16 protein-coding genes and 2 pseudogenes are annotated in these 16,326 nt (G+C 33.7%); 10 read left to right on the top strand and 8 right to left on the bottom strand.

Annotated elements, in window-relative coordinates; translation table 11 throughout:
* Positions 1-450 precede the first annotated feature (450 nt).
* From ACUXEY_RS26990 to ACUXEY_RS26980, 3 genes are read left to right on the top strand one after another with little or no spacing between them, the layout of a single operon-like run.
* Entirely contained in the window at positions 451-1,950 is a 1,500-nt protein-coding gene (locus tag ACUXEY_RS26990) for a spore germination protein (RefSeq protein WP_000802304.1), read from the top strand.
* 20 nt (positions 1,951-1,970) lie between these two features.
* Positions 1,971-3,053, top strand: coding sequence for a GerAB/ArcD/ProY family transporter (locus tag ACUXEY_RS26985; protein ID WP_000815830.1), 1,083 nt, complete (start codon positions 1,971-1,973; stop codon positions 3,051-3,053).
* Positions 3,054-3,055: 2 nt separating this feature from the next.
* On the top strand, positions 3,056-4,135 hold the full coding sequence (locus tag ACUXEY_RS26980; protein WP_461301990.1) for a Ger(x)C family spore germination protein: 1,080 nt from the start codon (positions 3,056-3,058) through the stop codon (positions 4,133-4,135).
* A gap of 277 nt (positions 4,136-4,412) precedes the next feature.
* Here ACUXEY_RS26980 and ACUXEY_RS26975 read toward each other — a convergent pair.
* The 3 genes and pseudogenes from ACUXEY_RS26975 to ansR form a co-directional block, all read right to left on the bottom strand.
* A pseudogene (locus ACUXEY_RS26975) lies at positions 4,413-4,526 on the bottom strand (IS3 family transposase); the annotation flags it as partial.
* Between the two features lie 103 nt (positions 4,527-4,629).
* Positions 4,630-4,836: pseudogene (locus ACUXEY_RS26970) on the bottom strand (DUF1304 domain-containing protein); the annotation flags it as partial.
* Between the two features lie 66 nt (positions 4,837-4,902).
* Positions 4,903-5,280, bottom strand: coding sequence for an HTH-type transcriptional regulator AnsR (ansR, locus tag ACUXEY_RS26965; protein ID WP_327960662.1), 378 nt, complete (start codon positions 5,278-5,280; stop codon positions 4,903-4,905).
* 183 nt (positions 5,281-5,463) lie between these two features.
* On the opposite strand from ansR, the gene ansA reads away from it, so the two are divergent.
* Positions 5,464-6,468, top strand: a complete 1,005-nt coding sequence (gene ansA / locus ACUXEY_RS26960; protein WP_461301989.1) for an asparaginase — start codon at positions 5,464-5,466, stop codon at positions 6,466-6,468.
* A 53-nt stretch (positions 6,469-6,521) separates the two neighbouring features.
* The gene (aspA, locus tag ACUXEY_RS26955) at positions 6,522-7,952 is read left to right on the top strand and encodes an aspartate ammonia-lyase (protein WP_461301988.1); all 1,431 of its coding nucleotides are present in this window, start codon (positions 6,522-6,524) and stop codon (positions 7,950-7,952) included.
* A 261-nt stretch (positions 7,953-8,213) separates the two neighbouring features.
* On the opposite strand, the gene ACUXEY_RS26950 is transcribed toward aspA, so the two are convergent.
* Positions 8,214-9,068, bottom strand: a complete 855-nt coding sequence (locus tag ACUXEY_RS26950; RefSeq protein WP_461301987.1) for a manganese catalase family protein — start codon at positions 9,066-9,068, stop codon at positions 8,214-8,216.
* A gap of 233 nt (positions 9,069-9,301) precedes the next feature.
* Complete coding sequence (locus ACUXEY_RS26945) at positions 9,302-10,435, bottom strand: zinc-dependent alcohol dehydrogenase (RefSeq protein WP_000649077.1); 1,134 nt, start codon at positions 10,433-10,435, stop codon at positions 9,302-9,304.
* A 245-nt stretch (positions 10,436-10,680) separates the two neighbouring features.
* Between ACUXEY_RS26945 and sasP the strand changes: the two genes are divergently transcribed.
* Positions 10,681-10,893 (top strand): small acid-soluble spore protein, SasP family, encoded by a 213-nt coding sequence (sasP, locus tag ACUXEY_RS26940; protein WP_000002841.1) that lies wholly within the window; start codon positions 10,681-10,683, stop codon positions 10,891-10,893.
* Positions 10,894-11,187: 294 nt separating this feature from the next.
* Positions 11,188-11,703 (top strand): DUF3231 family protein, encoded by a 516-nt coding sequence (locus ACUXEY_RS26935; protein WP_000512132.1) that lies wholly within the window; start codon positions 11,188-11,190, stop codon positions 11,701-11,703.
* Between the two features lie 35 nt (positions 11,704-11,738).
* On the opposite strand, the gene ACUXEY_RS26930 is transcribed toward ACUXEY_RS26935, so the two are convergent.
* Positions 11,739-12,215 (bottom strand): YndM family protein, encoded by a 477-nt coding sequence (locus tag ACUXEY_RS26930; RefSeq protein WP_461301986.1) that lies wholly within the window; start codon positions 12,213-12,215, stop codon positions 11,739-11,741.
* A 274-nt stretch (positions 12,216-12,489) separates the two neighbouring features.
* On the opposite strand from ACUXEY_RS26930, the gene ACUXEY_RS26925 reads away from it, so the two are divergent.
* The 3 genes from ACUXEY_RS26925 to ACUXEY_RS26915 all read left to right on the top strand — a co-directional run bounded on the left by ACUXEY_RS26925 (position 12,490) and on the right by ACUXEY_RS26915 (position 14,423).
* Complete coding sequence (locus tag ACUXEY_RS26925) at positions 12,490-12,702, top strand: alpha/beta-type small acid-soluble spore protein (RefSeq protein ID WP_000069660.1); 213 nt, start codon at positions 12,490-12,492, stop codon at positions 12,700-12,702.
* 210 nt (positions 12,703-12,912) lie between these two features.
* A complete protein-coding gene (locus ACUXEY_RS26920) occupies positions 12,913-13,065 on the top strand; it encodes a hypothetical protein (protein ID WP_196470581.1) in 153 nt (50 codons plus the stop codon).
* A 14-nt stretch (positions 13,066-13,079) separates the two neighbouring features.
* Positions 13,080-14,423, top strand: a complete 1,344-nt coding sequence (locus tag ACUXEY_RS26915; protein ID WP_461301985.1) for an amino acid permease — start codon at positions 13,080-13,082, stop codon at positions 14,421-14,423.
* Between the two features lie 52 nt (positions 14,424-14,475).
* On the opposite strand, the gene ACUXEY_RS26910 is transcribed toward ACUXEY_RS26915, so the two are convergent.
* Positions 14,476-15,102 (bottom strand): LysE family transporter, encoded by a 627-nt coding sequence (locus ACUXEY_RS26910; protein WP_327960548.1) that lies wholly within the window; start codon positions 15,100-15,102, stop codon positions 14,476-14,478.
* Between the two features lie 91 nt (positions 15,103-15,193).
* A complete protein-coding gene (locus ACUXEY_RS26905) occupies positions 15,194-15,952 on the bottom strand; it encodes a YqcI/YcgG family protein (protein ID WP_461301984.1) in 759 nt (252 codons plus the stop codon).
* Positions 15,953-16,326 lie beyond the last annotated feature (374 nt).

Here is a 16,326-nt window from a genome sequence, read left to right as displayed (position 1 = left end):
CTCCTTTTCCTCTTTTTTATCAGTGTTGACACATAAAAAGAGGTTCAGACACAAAAATAGGCTGTGGAGAAGACTTTCTCCACAGCCTGGAAAAAACTGCATGTTTCAAACATGCAGTTTTTTTGTATCTCGTAGTATCAATTTTCTCACGATAGCCCGTGGAAAATGTATAAAAATCCTTCCTTAATTGGAAATTTTTCAGATGTGGCAGGTTAATTCTTGAATCGTTGCTGTACCCCTTCATATTTAATCCTCATCATACTTTGACTTATACCCCTGGCCCTTATTTGCTTTTTGATACATTTTTTAACTAATTTTGGTTAAGTTATTTCTAAAGAGGTTATGGGCTAATCCAATGCACACATTTATGTATAACTATTCCTAATTTTTAAAATAGAAAATTGCCGAAAACTATACATAGTTTCTTTCTGAAAGGAAGGGTATTATCAATTGAAACCGCATGAAAGAATATCTGTTCACTCTATAAAATCTTTGCAGGATTTAATGCAATTACTAAAAAAATCTAAAGATTTTATAACATTGGAAATTGCTTCAAACAATTCCTCTATAGTTATTTCATATTTTAGAACATTAATCGATGTAAATATATTTCATGAAGAGGTTTTAACTTATATAAAAGATAAAAGCTTTGATTCGTTACAAGACATTCAGTCTGTCTTACCCTTTGAAAATTCAAAAATAACAAATCAAATGGAAGATATTCAGGATAATATTTTAAACGGCTATATACTTATTCAGTTTGATACAGATAAATTAAATGGTTTGTTAATAAATGTGTCAAAGAAAGAAAAAAGGGATATTACAAAAGCTGAAATTGAATACAATATTGTGGGTCCGCAAATCGCATTTGTTGAAGATTTGGATGTAAACTTAAATTTAGTACGTAGAAAGCTTCCAACACCTTATTTACAAATGAAGGAATTGAAAGTAGGTTCTCTCTCTAACACAACCGTTGCAATTGTATTTATTGAGGGAATTGCAAATGATCAAAATCTACAAGAAATTATACAACGGGTGAGCCAAATAACAACAGACCATGTTTTAGATAGTACTTATTTGATGCAATTAATTGCTGACAATCCTAATTCTATATTCCCTCAATTTTTGAATACAGAACGTCCAGACCGTGTAGCAGCTGTATTGGCAGAAGGGAAAATTGCACTTTTTGTAGATGGCTCGCCTTATGCTATCACTCTTCCAACAACATTAATTGACTTTTTTTCTACGACAGAAGATTATACCATGCCTTGGATTATGGCCTCATTTTTTCGACTGTTAAGGATTTTTGCTTTTATCTTTTCTGTTTTAACGACTCCATTATATGTTTCGATCTTAACATATCATTATGAGCTAATTCCAAAAGAACTTCTTGAAACGTTGATCATATCGAGAAGTAAAGTACCTTTTCCTCCAGTCATTGAAGCACTTTTTTTAGAAATAACGATTGAATTACTGAGAGAAGCAGGGACACGTTTACCAACTAAAGTGGGTCTAACTGTCGGTATAGTAGGGGGTATTGTTATTGGACAAGCATCGGTAGAGGCAAGTCTTACAAGTAACGTACTTATTATCATTGTTGCACTTTCAGCTCTTAGTTCATTTACAGCACCAATATATCGAATTGGTAATACAATTCGAGTAATTCGTTTTCCTTTTATAATAGCTGCACACCTGTTGGGCTTATTAGGAATTGTTTTAACAAGTTCTTTACTTTTAGCACGCCTATTACGTACAGAATCATTAAGACGTCCTTATTTGTTCCCTTTTTATCCTACACGCCCTACAGATTGGAAAGACAGCATTATACGTATGCCAATCTCAGCGATGTTCCGACGTCCTATTTTTTCAAGGTCTAAACAGCGTTTTCGTTTTAATCCAGAAGAGGTAGAGAAAAATAAAATCAAATCACGAAATGATTTTGATGATTGAAATTAACAGGGAGGAGCATTATGAAACAGGTCCCAATTGAGTATCAAGTCTCTCCATATATGGTATTTTTTTTAATTATTACTATACAGATGGGGGTTGGTATGCTTGGTTTTGAAAGGATTAGTGCAAAATTAGTTGGAAATGATGCGTGGATAAGTACGCTACTTTTTGGAATATCTGTTAATCTTATGATTTGGATCATATATCAGATTTTAAATCAGGGTAATGGAGATATCATTGCAATCAATCAAAACGTGTTTGGAAAATGGATTGGTGGAATGTTCAACTTCATTTTTTTATCTTATATTGTATTGTTAGGTGCAACAACACTACATACTTATATCGAAGTAGTACATGTTTGGATGTTTCCTTCCATTTCATCTTGGATTATAGCAGGGGCTTTTTTGGGTCTATGTTATTACATTGTTACTGGAGGATTTCGGGTAGTTGCCGGAATCGGCTTCTTTGGAATCGTTATCCCAAGCATTCTAATCTTCACATTTTTTTATCCTTTGCAGTATGCAGATTTTCGGAATTTATTTCCAATTGCGCAGCATTCATTCCTAGAAATTATGAAAGGAATGAAAGGAAATATGTTTAGTTTTTTTGGATTTGAAATGTTATTGTTGTACTACCCATTTATTAAAAAGGCAAGAACGTCTCAAAAATATGCGCACTATGCAAATTTAGTAACGACTATTGTCTACACATACCTTATGATTTTAACTCTTGCGTTTTTTAGTGAAAAACAACTAGCGAGCGCGATATGGGCATATTTAAGCATGATTAAAATTATACAATTTCCCTTTATAGAGCGGTTTGAATACATTATTGTTTCTGTTTGGGCTTTTTTTATATTACCTAACGTTTCCTTTACATTATGGGGAGTAAGTCGTGGTATAAAAGAGGCACTGGGAATAAAGCAAAAATATGTTTTGCCAGTTATCATCGTATTCATCTTTGTTTTATCATTTTTCTTGAATAACCGTAATAAAATTAACTTATTAAATACTTGGACAGGTCAAATTGGCTTTGTATATATATATGTATACTTACCTGTACTATGGCTAATTCAAACCGCCAAAATAAAGTTAAGGAGATAAACATGAAGCGATGGATACTTTTCCTTATAGTAATTGTCTTCTTAATAGGTTGTGCTAAAACGAAAATTGTGGATGACATTGACTTAGTTCAAGTTGCGGCATATGATACTGAAGCAGAAGGTAAGCTAAAAGGAACCTTTGCGATTTCAGCTTATAAAGGAGGGGGGGAAGGTGAAACGAAAATCTATTCAGCATCAGGCCAGACTGGTAGAGAAGTTCTTGCAAGAGCATCTGAAAAATCTTCTGGACCCCTAGAATTGGGGCAATTGCGTGTTATCATATTTAATGAAAAAATAATTGATAAGGGAATGCAGGAAATTTTAGAGACCTTGAACCGAAATCCCAGTGTAGGAAATGCAATTTATTTAGCAATTACAAATGTAAAAGGGGAATCACTATTAAAAGGCAACTATTCTAAAGAAAAAGAAATTGCTTCCTATCTATCCTCTTTACTGGAGCAAAATATGAACAATGGGACGCAGCCAAAAACAAACTTTTTTATGTTTTTAAATCAACTTGATGATGATGCGAGAGATTCCTATTTGCCGATGATATCTAAAAAGGGGAACGTGTTGGAGCTAAATGGAATAGTACTTTTTAAAAAACATAATATGGTCGATAGAGTAAAACCTAAAGATTTATTTGTATTTAAATTGTTGACAGATAATTTTAAACAAGGCACATACCAATTCAAACTACCTGGTTCTTCAAATACTCACGCTACGATAGAGAATATAAAGGCGGGAACGAAATATAAGATGGAAGGGAATAGTGAACATCCATTTGTAAATGCTCATATTCAAGTTAAAGGTGAAATTCAAGAATTCACAAAAACAAAAAATCTTGATAACCCCAAAGAAATCCACAAGTTAGAAAAAATCATGGAAAAAGAAATAGAAAAAGAAGCATCTGCATTAATAAAGAGATTTATTAAAAAAGGCACAGATCCTATAGGACTTAGAAAGCTTGGTAGAACTCACGTAAGAAGATGGAACAGTCACGAATGGGAAGAATCCTATAAACAGTTACGTTTTCGTGTAACAGCTGATGTAAAAGTAACCCAATCTGGTGTTACAGAATAAATAAATCATGTGAGGTATAGAAATTTTTAATAAATAAATATGATCTCACAGGAGATTAGGGAGAAGAGAAACTATTAACAAAGCACCTCATGAGCATTAAGATGCTTTGTTAATAGTTTTATACCTGTACAGCTTTATCTGGAAAAAAGAATTTAAGTACTTCAAGGTTAAACACTTAACTTTAAAGTAGTAAATTCGTTGCTTGTAGCACTTCAACTAGACTGTGTCCCCGAAAGTTAGAAAGGTCGGCTTATTAAGTAGCCTCTGGGGAATGAGCCTAGTACAATACTGGGTTTATTCCCTTTGATTTTTCCTTGATTCTTTCATGATTATAGTAATTTATATACTTTGCTAATTCTTGTTTGAAGTCTGTTATACTTTCAAATTCTTTCGATACAGAAATAGACATACAAAAACGCTATTCTTTCTTATAAATCTACAGAAAGAATAGCGTATTCTTCAAAAGTGAGTTCCTTTATTGAAAAGCTTTAGTTCTATATGACAGATAAAAGGGCAAGTAACGCTAAATTAGAAGGAAGTCCTTGTTTCACGATAATTGATTTATTGGATGTGAAACCTCCGAAAATAGCTGCTACCACCACACAAATGATGAAAAATAATTGAATCATATAACCAATGGGATTGTTTCCAAGTATAAGAACCCCAATGAGGCCAGCTGCTAAGAATCCATTATATAAACCGTTTACAAATTAATTCTCTAAGTATTTCTAAGTTTAAAGAGTGCATTGTCTTCGTTTTTTATTGAATCAACTTTTACATGTTGGCTCAATATTTTCTATTCTCCTGGAACGTAGTTCTCGTTTACTTCTCACAAAGGCAATAAAATCTATTATCTCTTCTGTTGACAGTACTTCTCCATCTATTAAAAGTGTTGGACCTGAATCGTTTAGGAGTCTTGTAATATCAATTACATCTTTGTTTTGATGTGAATGTTCAATTCGACCTAATATATAATCTACAGACGTATCAAATAAATCGGCTATTTTAGATAAAGATTGTAATGAAGGTAATCTATATCCATTTTCATACCCGGCATAGGTGCTTTTCGCAATCCCAAGTCGATCTGCTGTCTCTTGTAAGGACCATTTTTGATTTTTTCTTAATTCAGATAAACGTTCCAGCATTCGTCTCATACCCCATCTAATTTTATTAAATTAATTATAACATAGAAAAAGAATCAAGAATAGAAAAAAGTACGCGTATTGAATACAAAATCTTGATTAATTCAAATTAAGTTCTATAATGATAATTATAAATACGCATTTCGCGAACGATATATCTTTGTTTATTTTATGGAGGGGTTGTGTATGAAGAGAATTTTATTACTTGCAACTGGTGGGACAATTGCATCTGTGGAGGGGAATGAAGGGCTTGTTCCAGGATTGTCCGCTGAGGAATTATTGAATTATTTTTCGAAGTCGTCTCGAAACTTAGAAATAGATTGCAAAATCTTAATGAATATTGATAGTACCAATATGCAACCTGAGCACTGGAAAGAAATAGCTAATGCTGTTTTTAATTATTATGATAACTATGACGGGTTTGTGATTACACATGGAACGGATACGTTAGCTTATACATCTTCCGCGCTATCTTATATGCTTCAAGGATTAAGAAAACCAGTTGTTTTAACAGGTTCACAAGTACCTATTAGTTTTAAAAAGACAGACGCAAAGAAAAATGTAGCTGATGCTCTTAGATTTGCCTGTGAGGATATTGGCGGTGTGTTTATTGTTTTTGATAGTAGGGTGATTATTGGGACGAGAGCAGTTAAAATGCGAACAAAAAGTTATGATGCATTTGAAAGTGTGAATTATCCATATGTTGCTGAGGTAAATGAAGATGAAGTGAAATATCATTGGAAGCCAACTTCCTCCCATAATGAACTTTCAATAAATACTAATTTATGTACGGATGTTTTTCTTATGAAATTGTATCCAGGTACAAAGCCAGAGATATTTGATTGTTTAAAAGGTTTGTATAAAGGGATTATTATTGAAAGTTTTGGTAACGGTGGATTACCTTTTGAAGGAAGGAACTTGCTTTCGAAAATTCAAGAGTTGACTGAAATGGGGATTGCTGTAGTGATTACTACTCAATGCCTGGAAGAAGGAGAAGACATACTTCTCTATGAAGTAGGACGGAAAGTGGCGCAACATCAAGTAATATTGTCTGGAGATATGAATACGGAAGCCATCATAGCAAAATTGATGTGGGCACTTGGAAAAACTAATAAATTAGAAGAGATTAAAAAAATTATTGAAGAGCCTTTAGCCTACGATTTAACAATAAAATCTGATAAGGATTGGTAATAACTTCATATGATTTATTTAGGTTTTACATTTAATATGGGGGAGAATTTAAAATGTCAATGACAAACAAGAACATGCGAGTGGAGAAGGATTTTTTGGGAGGAAAGGAATTACCTACTGAAGCATATTACGGAATTCAGACTTTACGCGCTGTTGAAAATTTCCCGATTACAGGGTATAAAATTCATGAAAGTTTAATTAGAGCGTTCGCAATTGTAAAAAAAGCTGCAGCGCTTGCGAATACAGATGTAGGAAGATTAGAATTGAACAAGGGCGGCGCGATCGCAGAAGCTGCTCAAGAAATTCTTGATGGAAAATGGCACAATCATTTCATCGTAGATCCAATTCAAGGAGGAGCAGGTACTTCAATGAACATGAATGCAAATGAAGTCATTGCCAACCGCGCTCTTGAATTATTAGGAATGGAAAAGGGAGACTATCATTATATTAGTCCAAATAGTCATGTAAACATGGCGCAATCAACAAACGATGCATTCCCAACGGCGATTCATATCGCAACATTAAACGCATTAGAAGGTTTATTACAAACGATGGGTTATATGCACGATGTGTTTGAATTAAAAGCAGAACAGTTCGATCAGGTGATTAAAATGGGTCGTACACATTTACAAGACGCTGTGCCAATCCGTCTTGGACAAGAGTTTAAAGCGTATTCTCGCGTACTTGAACGTGATATGAAACGAATTCAGCAATCACGTCAACACTTATATGAAGTGAATATGGGAGCAACTGCAGTTGGTACAGGCTTAAATGCAGATCCAGAATATATTGAAGCAGTTGTAAAACATTTAGCTGCAATTAGTGAGCTACCACTTGTTGGTGCAGAAGACTTAGTAGATGCAACGCAAAATACGGATGCATACACAGAAGTATCAGCAGCACTTAAAGTATGTATGATGAATATGTCTAAAATTGCGAATGACCTTCGCTTAATGGCATCAGGTCCACGCGTTGGCTTAGCGGAAATTATGCTACCTGCTCGTCAACCAGGTTCATCTATTATGCCAGGGAAAGTAAACCCTGTTATGCCAGAAGTAATTAATCAAATTGCATTCCAAGTAATTGGTAACGACCATACAATTTGCCTTGCTTCAGAAGCAGGGCAATTAGAATTAAACGTTATGGAACCAGTACTTGTTTTCAACCTACTTCAATCAATTAGCATTATGAATAACGGTTTCCGTGCCTTTACAGATAATTGCTTAAAAGGAATTGAAGCGAATGAAGATCGCTTAAAAGAGTATGTTGAGAAGAGTGTAGGAATTATTACAGCCGTGAATCCTCATATCGGTTATGAAGCAGCAGCTCGCGTTGCGAAAGAAGCAATCGCGACAGGGCAATCCGTTCGAGAACTTTGTGTGAAAAATGGTGTATTGTCACAAGAAGATTTAGAGTTAATTCTAGATCCATTTGAAATGACACACCCAGGGATTGCAGGAGCAACTCTTTTAAAGAAAAATTAAAAGAAGAGAGGGGACAAGCCCCTCCTCTCCTTTTACAATATAGGGATGTTATATGTGAATAGAGGTAGGGAGGTTATAAGTGAGTATACAGTGGCGTCTAATGGTTCATAGAAACAAAATTAAAAGGAGCAGAAATATGATCAACATCACTTTTAAATAAAGAGGATTTATTAAAACATCCTATCATTTTAACAACAAGCTTATATGAATCTTTATAAAGAACTATGACCAACCATGAATAAATAGTTGGCCATAATGATCTTAAAGATCCATGTCTTTTAATCCGGGACTATGCTCATTTGGCATTTCAGGAAGTTCTGGTACAGGAAAACCTTTTGGCGGTTCCGTAACTGTTAATGTTCCTTTGTTTCTACTTGGTGATTCACCTTGGAATATTTCTCCCATTCTTGTTGGATCTAAGCTAAAATTAAATTGTGCATTATGGAATCCCATGTCTACATACTTTCTACACTCTGGATATTTATTGATATCATAGTTCGGCACAGGGAAGAGTTTTCCCCATTCAACCCCTAATGTCTCTAAAGCTTTTGCGAAAGCATTTTGATGTGCATTATCACGTACAATTAAAAATGCAAGAGTTTCTCTAAATGTTTGATTAGAACTCATTTCATAAATTCTAGTCTTTTGAAGTACACCTGTAGATTCAAGTACGACATTATCTAGTAAATCGCTAATTAAGTTTCCGTGATTATATACCCAAGACCCATTCCATGGGTTACCACCTGCATCAACAGGCAATGAACTTTGAGCGCCTACAATAAAGTGGTGAGGGTTTGCATGTTTAACCGCTTCATTAAGCGGTGCTTTGTCAATACCAGCATTTCCTGGCGCAGGTTCACCAGATCCAGTTAATAGCTGATTAATTGTATGTTGTACAAGTTCTACATGGCTTATTTCCTCTAAAAAAACACCTCGGAGTAAATCACGATATTGCTTCTCTTTACCTCTAAAATTTGAGCTTTGGAAGAAGTATTGCATCATTGTACGCATTTCACCATAATGCCCGCCTAATATTTCTTGTAATACTTTTGCAGCAGCTGGGTCTGGTTTATCCGGCTTAATCATATTAATTATTTCCTCTTTATAATAAAACATGAAGAACACCTCTTTTTAATTTAGTTAACATTGTTATCGTGTCCGCTAATTGGTTACTTAATACTATAATTCATTTTTTTACCAATAACCGTTATCTTAAAATGCAAAGTTTTTTTGAAATAACTCTTTTTGATGTGAGATGAAAGTGGGAGAATAACTACTTAGCATGTAATAAAAAAGATAAGATTACGAGTGTAACCTTATCTTTGCATAAAGAATAATAAATTGTATCTTCAAGGTTTCAAAATGACTTTTATACAATCATCTTCACGATTATTAAAAATTTGATAACCGTAGCTTGCTTCTTCGAGGGGGATTTTGTGTGTAATAATCTCCTTTGGATCGAATTCTTTGTTTGTTATTTTTTCAAATAGTTCCGGCATAAAATGAATAACAGGTGCTTGTCCCATTTTAAGGTTAATATTTCTAACCCAAAATGCTCCGAGTGGAAAAGCATTATAATTGCCACCATAAACACCAGTCATTTGAACCGTTCCGTATTTTCTTACGGCTTTCGTAGCGATTTGAATAGGCCCGAGAGTTCCACCTTGTAATTTCAATTTTTGTTCCAGAAATTCTAGTGGCGATTTTTTTCCATCCATGCCCACGCAATCAATGACTACATCGGCACCGCCATGTGTGATTTCCTTTAAATGTTCTCCCATATCAGGGAACTTTGTAAACTCAAATACCTCAACATTGTTAATCTTTTTTGCATAATGTATCCGATAATCTAAGTAATCGACTGCGATTACGCGCTTAGCACCTTGCATCCACGCGAATTTTTGTGTCATTAATCCAACAGGGCCACAACCTAGGACGATAACAGTATCACCTGGCTTAACACCTGCGTTTATTACACTCCAATAGGCTGTTGGCAAAACATCGGATAAAAAAAGTAGAGATTCATCTTCAAGTTCGCATGATTCTGGTATAACAAATGGAGTGAAATTTCCAAAAGGAACTTTTAAATATTCTGCTTGTCCACCTGGATGGTTACCAAATTTCTCTGTATAACCAAAGTATCCACCAGAATCATAATGAGGATTGGAGTTATCACATTGGCTTTCCATTTCATGCTGGCAATAAAAACAATGTCCACAAGCAACGTTAAACGGAATAACAACACGATCTCCTTTTTTTACTTTAGTAACATCTGGACCAACTTCTTCAACAATGCCCATTGGCTCATGACCAATAATGTAACCTTGCGGTAAAGGCATGTTTCCTTGATATAAATGTAAATCAGAACCGCAAATAGCGGTTGAAGTAATTTTTACAATAATATCATCTTTTTTCTCTAACTTTGCATCATCAACTTGTTTAACTTGTACTTGGTTTGGTCCTTGATAGGTTACAGCTTTCATCTCATATCTCCTTAAGAATCATTTTTCATAATTTATATGTATCTCTTGACAAAATAGAAATCTTTAGTAAAGAGGAATCTATACATAGTGTTGTTATGAAAGTATGTTATAGCAACTCTTCTTTCTTATGTCTTTTGCCCTATTTTAAGAAGAAAATCAATATTTATACATAAATAAATTACCATAAAAAGGATAATTATTTTCTGTGATTCGTAGCATATTAAAAACATCGGAGGTGAAAGAATATGGCAAACAATAACAGTGGAAGTCGTAATGAATTGTTAGTTCGAGGTGCTGAACAGGCTCTTGATCAAATGAAATATGAAATTGCACAAGAGTTTGGTGTACAACTTGGTGCAGATACAACAGCTCGTTCAAACGGATCTGTTGGTGGTGAAATTACAAAACGTTTAGTAGCAATGGCTGAACAACAACTTGGTGGTAGAGCTAACCGCTAAGTAAATTGAAATACAATATAGCAAATATGTAAATCAATTTCTTTTGTATATGTATAAAAATAAAAACCCTTATAGTAAATGGATTCTCACTCAAAGATTATCGATAATTTTCTTTCATAATCTTTGAGTATTTAATTTGTAAACTACTTTCCTAAACAATAAACACGTAGTGTTGGAAAGGTGTTTTCCATGCATAGTAGAAAATCTTTTGCAGGAAAAAGCATACTTAAAAATTTGATTTCAATATTGAAATCAATATTGATTATGATATTTTCGAAAGGGAGGAATTTAAAAATGGGTATTTTAAGTGGAAATCCTCAAAATGAACCGTTACATTACGGAGAAGTATTTGATATTTGGAGTTATCTTTTAGCTGCACAAGGTGCAATCGCAAGCCATCAAGTATTTATGAATCACACAGGTGACGAAGATTTGAAGAAGTTTTTAGAAAGCTTAATTGAAAATGATATGAATTCGGAAATCGAAGAGTTAAAAACTCTTTTAAAGGTTAATGGCGTAGCATTACCGCCTGCTCCTCCAGAACGACCAGTTGCATCTATCGAAGACATTCCTCCAGGAGCGCGTATTAATGATGCTGAAATAGCAGCAGCTGTTTCTACAGGATTAGCAGCTGGACTTGTGACATGTAGTCAAGTGATGGGAAAATGTCTTCGAGAAGATGTAGGGATGCTATTCGGACAATTTCATATGAAAAAAGCGCAAGCAGGTGTAACGTTACTGCGTTTAAGTAAGAAAAAAGGGTGGGTAGTTCCACCTCCATTACATGTGAAAAACTCTGATCAAGCTTAATAAACAAAAATAAAAAAGTGGCATTGGCCACTTTTTTATTTTTTAGATGTATCCTCAACTTTGGATTTATTTATTGTAGAAGAATCCATATATTCATCTGACATTTCCATAGCATATTTATCAGGATAAATATGCTTGTGATTTCTTAATTCATCGTCGTTACGCAGTACTAACCTCTTCATATAAATGTGGAAGAAAACCTCTATTCCACCAATAATTAAAGCGGATAAGAATGAAGAAAGTCCAATATTACGAGTAGCATCTAAATTAGTAAATAAGGATGTTAAAAGCCAAATTCCGAAGAAGCTTAAGCCGAAATCTGCCATTGTAGCAATCATATTTCCGTATTTAGGTAAAATGAAGAGATCGCCGATTAAATAGGCAGCTCCTGTTAAGAAAAGAGAAATGAGTAATACTCTAGGAATGGAAATGCCTTGAAAGATACTGAGTACGATAAGTAATACTGCAGTTATCGCTGTGTATTTAATTAATAAAGCAACAACATGTTTCATCATTTTCCTCCATTGTTTAAACGTATATGGAATAAAATATTTCATTAGAAACGGGTTATGCTTTTATATAGCGTAACCCGTTTCATTTTCTGATGGAGGCTTATTTATAATATCCCATGGCACGTATATTGTATTTCGTTCTCCTATACACTATTATGTTGGGCTTAAAGAGCATTAATTATACCTTCGAATTCGTGGGCGTAATTACCAATTAATTAGCTATATATTTTGACATGTAATTTAACATATTAAAGAAAGAAGGAGGTGAATCAATATGTCAAACAATAACAGTGGAAGCAGCAATCAATTATTAGTACGTGGCGCTGAACAAGCTCTTGATCAAATGAAATATGAAATTGCTCAAGAATTTGGAGTGCAACTTGGAGCAGACGCAACAGCTCGTGCTAACGGATCTGTTGGTGGTGAAATTACAAAACGTCTCGTATCATTAGCTGAGCAACAACTTGGTGGTGGCGTTACTCGTTAATTTTATATATGAAATGGATATAGAGGAGAGGCATGCCGTCTCTCCTTTCTCATACATTTTTTTAATAAATAGGCTTAGTAGCGTTACAATTTTTTTCGACTTTATTTGTTTAACTTTTAGACTCTCGAGGTTTTAAATACATAATGAATTTTTGTGAAATAAAAGGATAAAAGATAAGAGGTTATATTTGATGCGAAAGGGGCAGAAAAAATGAAATATGAAGCGTTATTTACAGTTGAGATTTCTGTAGGAAGTGAAAGAGTAGCAAACCATAAAATAAAGGCTCATGATGTCGTTGATGTTGTTGAAAAGCTTGCTGAGAAGTATTTAAGCGATCATGAGGGACATTCTCATCATAAATAAAGGAGAATCGTGATATGACCTGTCATGATGTTAACAACGAAACGAAAGAAAAAAAAGATTTAAAATGGTGGCAACTCTCACTTATTGGGATTGGCTGTACGATAGGAACAGGCTTCTTTTTAGGATCTAGTATAGGAATTAAAATAGGTGGTTCGTCAATTATTCTTATTTTGATTTTAACTGGATTCACTACATATATTGTATTTGAAGCATTGGCAAAAATGGCTGTGGAAGATCCGCAAAAAGGATCGTTTCGCATTTATTCAAGAAAAGCTTTTGGAAATTGGGCGGGTTTTAGTCACGGATGGACATATTGGTGTTCGGAGTTGCTTATTATGGGCAGCCAATTAAGTGCGTTAGGAATCTTTTCACGTTACTGGTTCCCTAAAATACCACTATGGATATTTGCTGCTGTATATGGAGTAGCAGCTATATTAATTATTTTTATAGGGGTAAAAATATTCGAACGTTTAGAAAAATGGATGGCTATTATAAAAATCGCGGCTATTATAGGATTCATTGTGATTGCTATTTTGGTTATTTTAGGATTTATAAAGGGTGGTTTATATAAAGCGCAAATTCCGCGGAATTTTAAAGACTGGTTCCCAAATGGATTAAAAGGCACTTGGTCCTCTCTAATTTATGCATTTTATGCATTTGGAGGAATTGAAATTATGGGGTTAATGACAATAAGACTTAAAGACCCTAAAGATGCACAAAAATCAGGGAGAGTAATGTTAATGATTTTAACGATTATTTACGTAGTCTCTTTAGGGTTGGCAATTATGATGGTACCATTAAACCAGTTTAATACGAAAGAAAGTCCTTTTGTAATAGCGTTACAAGACTATAATTTGCCGTATGTGCCATTTATTTTAAATGTAGTATTAATTTTAGCGGGCTTTTCAACGTTAGTTGGTTCATTATTTGCAGTGACAAGTGTATTAATGAACTTAGCTGAAGAGGGTGATGCACCTGCGATGTTTGCGAAAAAAAACAAGAAAAATATCTCTTTTCCAGCTTTAATTCTTATTATAATTGGGCTTGGTGCTTCTATCCTTAGTGCTTTATTACTACCAAAAAATATATATGAATATGTAACAACTGCAGCTGGATTAATGTTGTTATATACATGGAGTTTAATTCTTCTTTCCTTTTGGAGACTAATGAATCCAAAAGGTTGGATGCAGATAAAAAGTATTATTGGTCTTATTATGATTGCACTAGCTGTTAGTGGAACACTATTGCAAAAAACAACGCGTTTTGGTTTCTTAGTGAGCTTGTTGTTTTTAGGAATAGTTGTTATTGTTACTATAATTGTTCATTTTGTCTCAAGAAAAAGGAATACAGCTATATGAAGTATCTTTCTTTTCACAACAGGAATAGTATGTCAGAACTAAATAATAGAAGTTATTGAAAAATGATTTGGTAAGTTTGAAAACCAAAATATAATCCATAAATAATAAGTGATATTCCAGATACTATCGTTATAAGAGACAATATACGAGTATTCAAAAATTTACGAAATATACTAGATGTACTTGCCATCGTAATATCCCAAATAAAAATACCTAAAATGGTACCAAAGCTATATAACAAAAGCTGCTCTTTATTATAGGAAGAAGCGGCTTTTGCTAATATAGAGCCGAAAATTCCAAGCCAAAATAGAATCGTTAATGGATTAGATAAGGACATAAAGAAACCAGAAAAAAAGCTTTTAATAATTGAATCATCATTTCTCGTATTACTAATGCTAATTTGATTCGCATTTTTTAAACTTTCGATACCTGTATAGATTAAAACAAAAGCCCCGAAAGACCATAAGAAAAGTTTTATAATATCTTTTTCGAGAAAATGAATTACACCTAAATAAATAAGTGCCATGTAGATGACATCTGCAAGTAAGGCTCCTATGCCAAGAATCCAAGCATGAAAAAACCCACTCCTAATACCTTTTTCTAGTTGTGCAGCATTTATAGGTCCCATTGGAGCAGATAATGATAAACCTAAGAAAACATAGCTTAAAAATATGCCCACGTATGATATGCTCCTCCCACTAAATTTGATCTATATTAAATCTATTCAGTGGTTAAAGTTTGTACAACTAAATAATAAAAAGTGGAGTGGATTACTTATTTTTATGCAAGTATTTTATTATTCGAGAAAACGGACATTTGGATGGAATTGTTTCATCATCACGTAAAAAATATTGCTGCCATTCATAATTATCTTTTTCACCATAATCTTTAAGAGAAGGGTGAATAGGAGCTTTGTCATAAGCGGCTAGACGTTGACGTATTAAGTTTTTTAGTTTTCTACTGCGTTTCTCAGAATTCATAATTCCCTGTAAAACCCACCTAGGAGTTAAAGCAAGCATCATACATGAAAAATTTCTACTCTGTCTATTGACATGGGCGGGTGTAGCGCAGTAAACAAAATATGATTCATTATGAAAGCAAAATTCCCAAGTGTTTTCCATAGGATCATTTGGAATGTGCATAGGCCATTCCATCTCGTCCAAACGGCTAGTTGTATTAAGTAGAGACCAATACATATGCTCAAAATCCTCAACGGTAGTTTCTTGCTTTAAATCTATTGGTGTATGAATAAAAACAATAAGTGAAGCGTATTGCCCTGTGTCTCTAGAACATTCCGTATATTCTTTAAGTAATGTGGCAAAGTCCTCGCTAGTATTCGTATCTCTAGGATCACCAATGAATCCGTACCGGAGGTGATTGGCTGTAAAGCCGTGTTGAGCTGGGATACAAGGGAAAGGTTTATTTTTATCTGTCATTTTTAATTTAAAAGAACGGAAAGCTTCTTGTTGCCAATGTGGAAGGTTAGTAATATTTTTTTGTAAAGATTCTTTATCATAAAGTATAGTCATCTTTTAATCCCTCCTAAGTCATAATATATAACCTATTAATTATTTAGGAATGGGTGACTAACGCGGCTAAAATAATTATTTTTTAATCTATAAAAATAAAGTGATTTAATGGAGAATCCCCTTCAATGTAGTTACTTAATTTTTAATCATATATAAAATTAAGTAACTATAAAATTTTAAAAAATATGTAGGTACAATGTTCACATTTATATTTTCTAACTAGTATGGTTTATAACGAAACGAGAAAGGATGTATTATGGTGGGGATTTTTAAGGAAGAAAAAATTAAATTTATAGATTGTAAAGGCGAAGAAGTCATTTTGAAAATTAAAATTAAGGATATAAAAAAGTAGGGAAGAGGAATTAAGTTTATTT

Source organism: Bacillus sp. F9_6S_D1_P_5 (assembly GCF_054823925.1).
Note: the sequence above shows the minus strand (reverse complement) of the source record. Positions and strands in the feature narration are given on the sequence as shown.

Excerpts from the sequence above, each read along its gene's own strand:
- ACUXEY_RS26985 (WP_000815830.1), top strand. The coding sequence starts at position 1,971 with ATGAAACAGGTCCCAATTGAGTATCAAGTCTCTCCATATATGGTATTT.
- ACUXEY_RS26980 (WP_461301990.1), top strand. The coding sequence starts at position 3,056 with ATGAAGCGATGGATACTTTTCCTTATAGTAATTGTCTTCTTAATAGGT.
- ansR (WP_327960662.1), bottom strand. The coding sequence starts at position 5,280 with ATGCTGGAACGTTTATCTGAATTAAGAAAAAATCAAAAATGGTCCTTA.
- ansA (WP_461301989.1), top strand. The coding sequence starts at position 5,464 with ATGAAGAGAATTTTATTACTTGCAACTGGTGGGACAATTGCATCTGTG.
- aspA (WP_461301988.1), top strand. The coding sequence starts at position 6,522 with ATGTCAATGACAAACAAGAACATGCGAGTGGAGAAGGATTTTTTGGGA.
- ACUXEY_RS26950 (WP_461301987.1), bottom strand. The coding sequence starts at position 9,068 with ATGTTTTATTATAAAGAGGAAATAATTAATATGATTAAGCCGGATAAA.
- ACUXEY_RS26945 (WP_000649077.1), bottom strand. The coding sequence starts at position 10,435 with ATGAAAGCTGTAACCTATCAAGGACCAAACCAAGTACAAGTTAAACAA.
- sasP (WP_000002841.1), top strand. The coding sequence starts at position 10,681 with ATGGCAAACAATAACAGTGGAAGTCGTAATGAATTGTTAGTTCGAGGT.
- ACUXEY_RS26935 (WP_000512132.1), top strand. The coding sequence starts at position 11,188 with ATGGGTATTTTAAGTGGAAATCCTCAAAATGAACCGTTACATTACGGA.
- ACUXEY_RS26930 (WP_461301986.1), bottom strand. The coding sequence starts at position 12,215 with ATGAAACATGTTGTTGCTTTATTAATTAAATACACAGCGATAACTGCA.
- ACUXEY_RS26925 (WP_000069660.1), top strand. The coding sequence starts at position 12,490 with ATGTCAAACAATAACAGTGGAAGCAGCAATCAATTATTAGTACGTGGC.
- ACUXEY_RS26920 (WP_196470581.1), top strand. The coding sequence starts at position 12,913 with ATGAAATATGAAGCGTTATTTACAGTTGAGATTTCTGTAGGAAGTGAA.
- ACUXEY_RS26915 (WP_461301985.1), top strand. The coding sequence starts at position 13,080 with ATGACCTGTCATGATGTTAACAACGAAACGAAAGAAAAAAAAGATTTA.
- ACUXEY_RS26905 (WP_461301984.1), bottom strand. The coding sequence starts at position 15,952 with ATGACTATACTTTATGATAAAGAATCTTTACAAAAAAATATTACTAAC.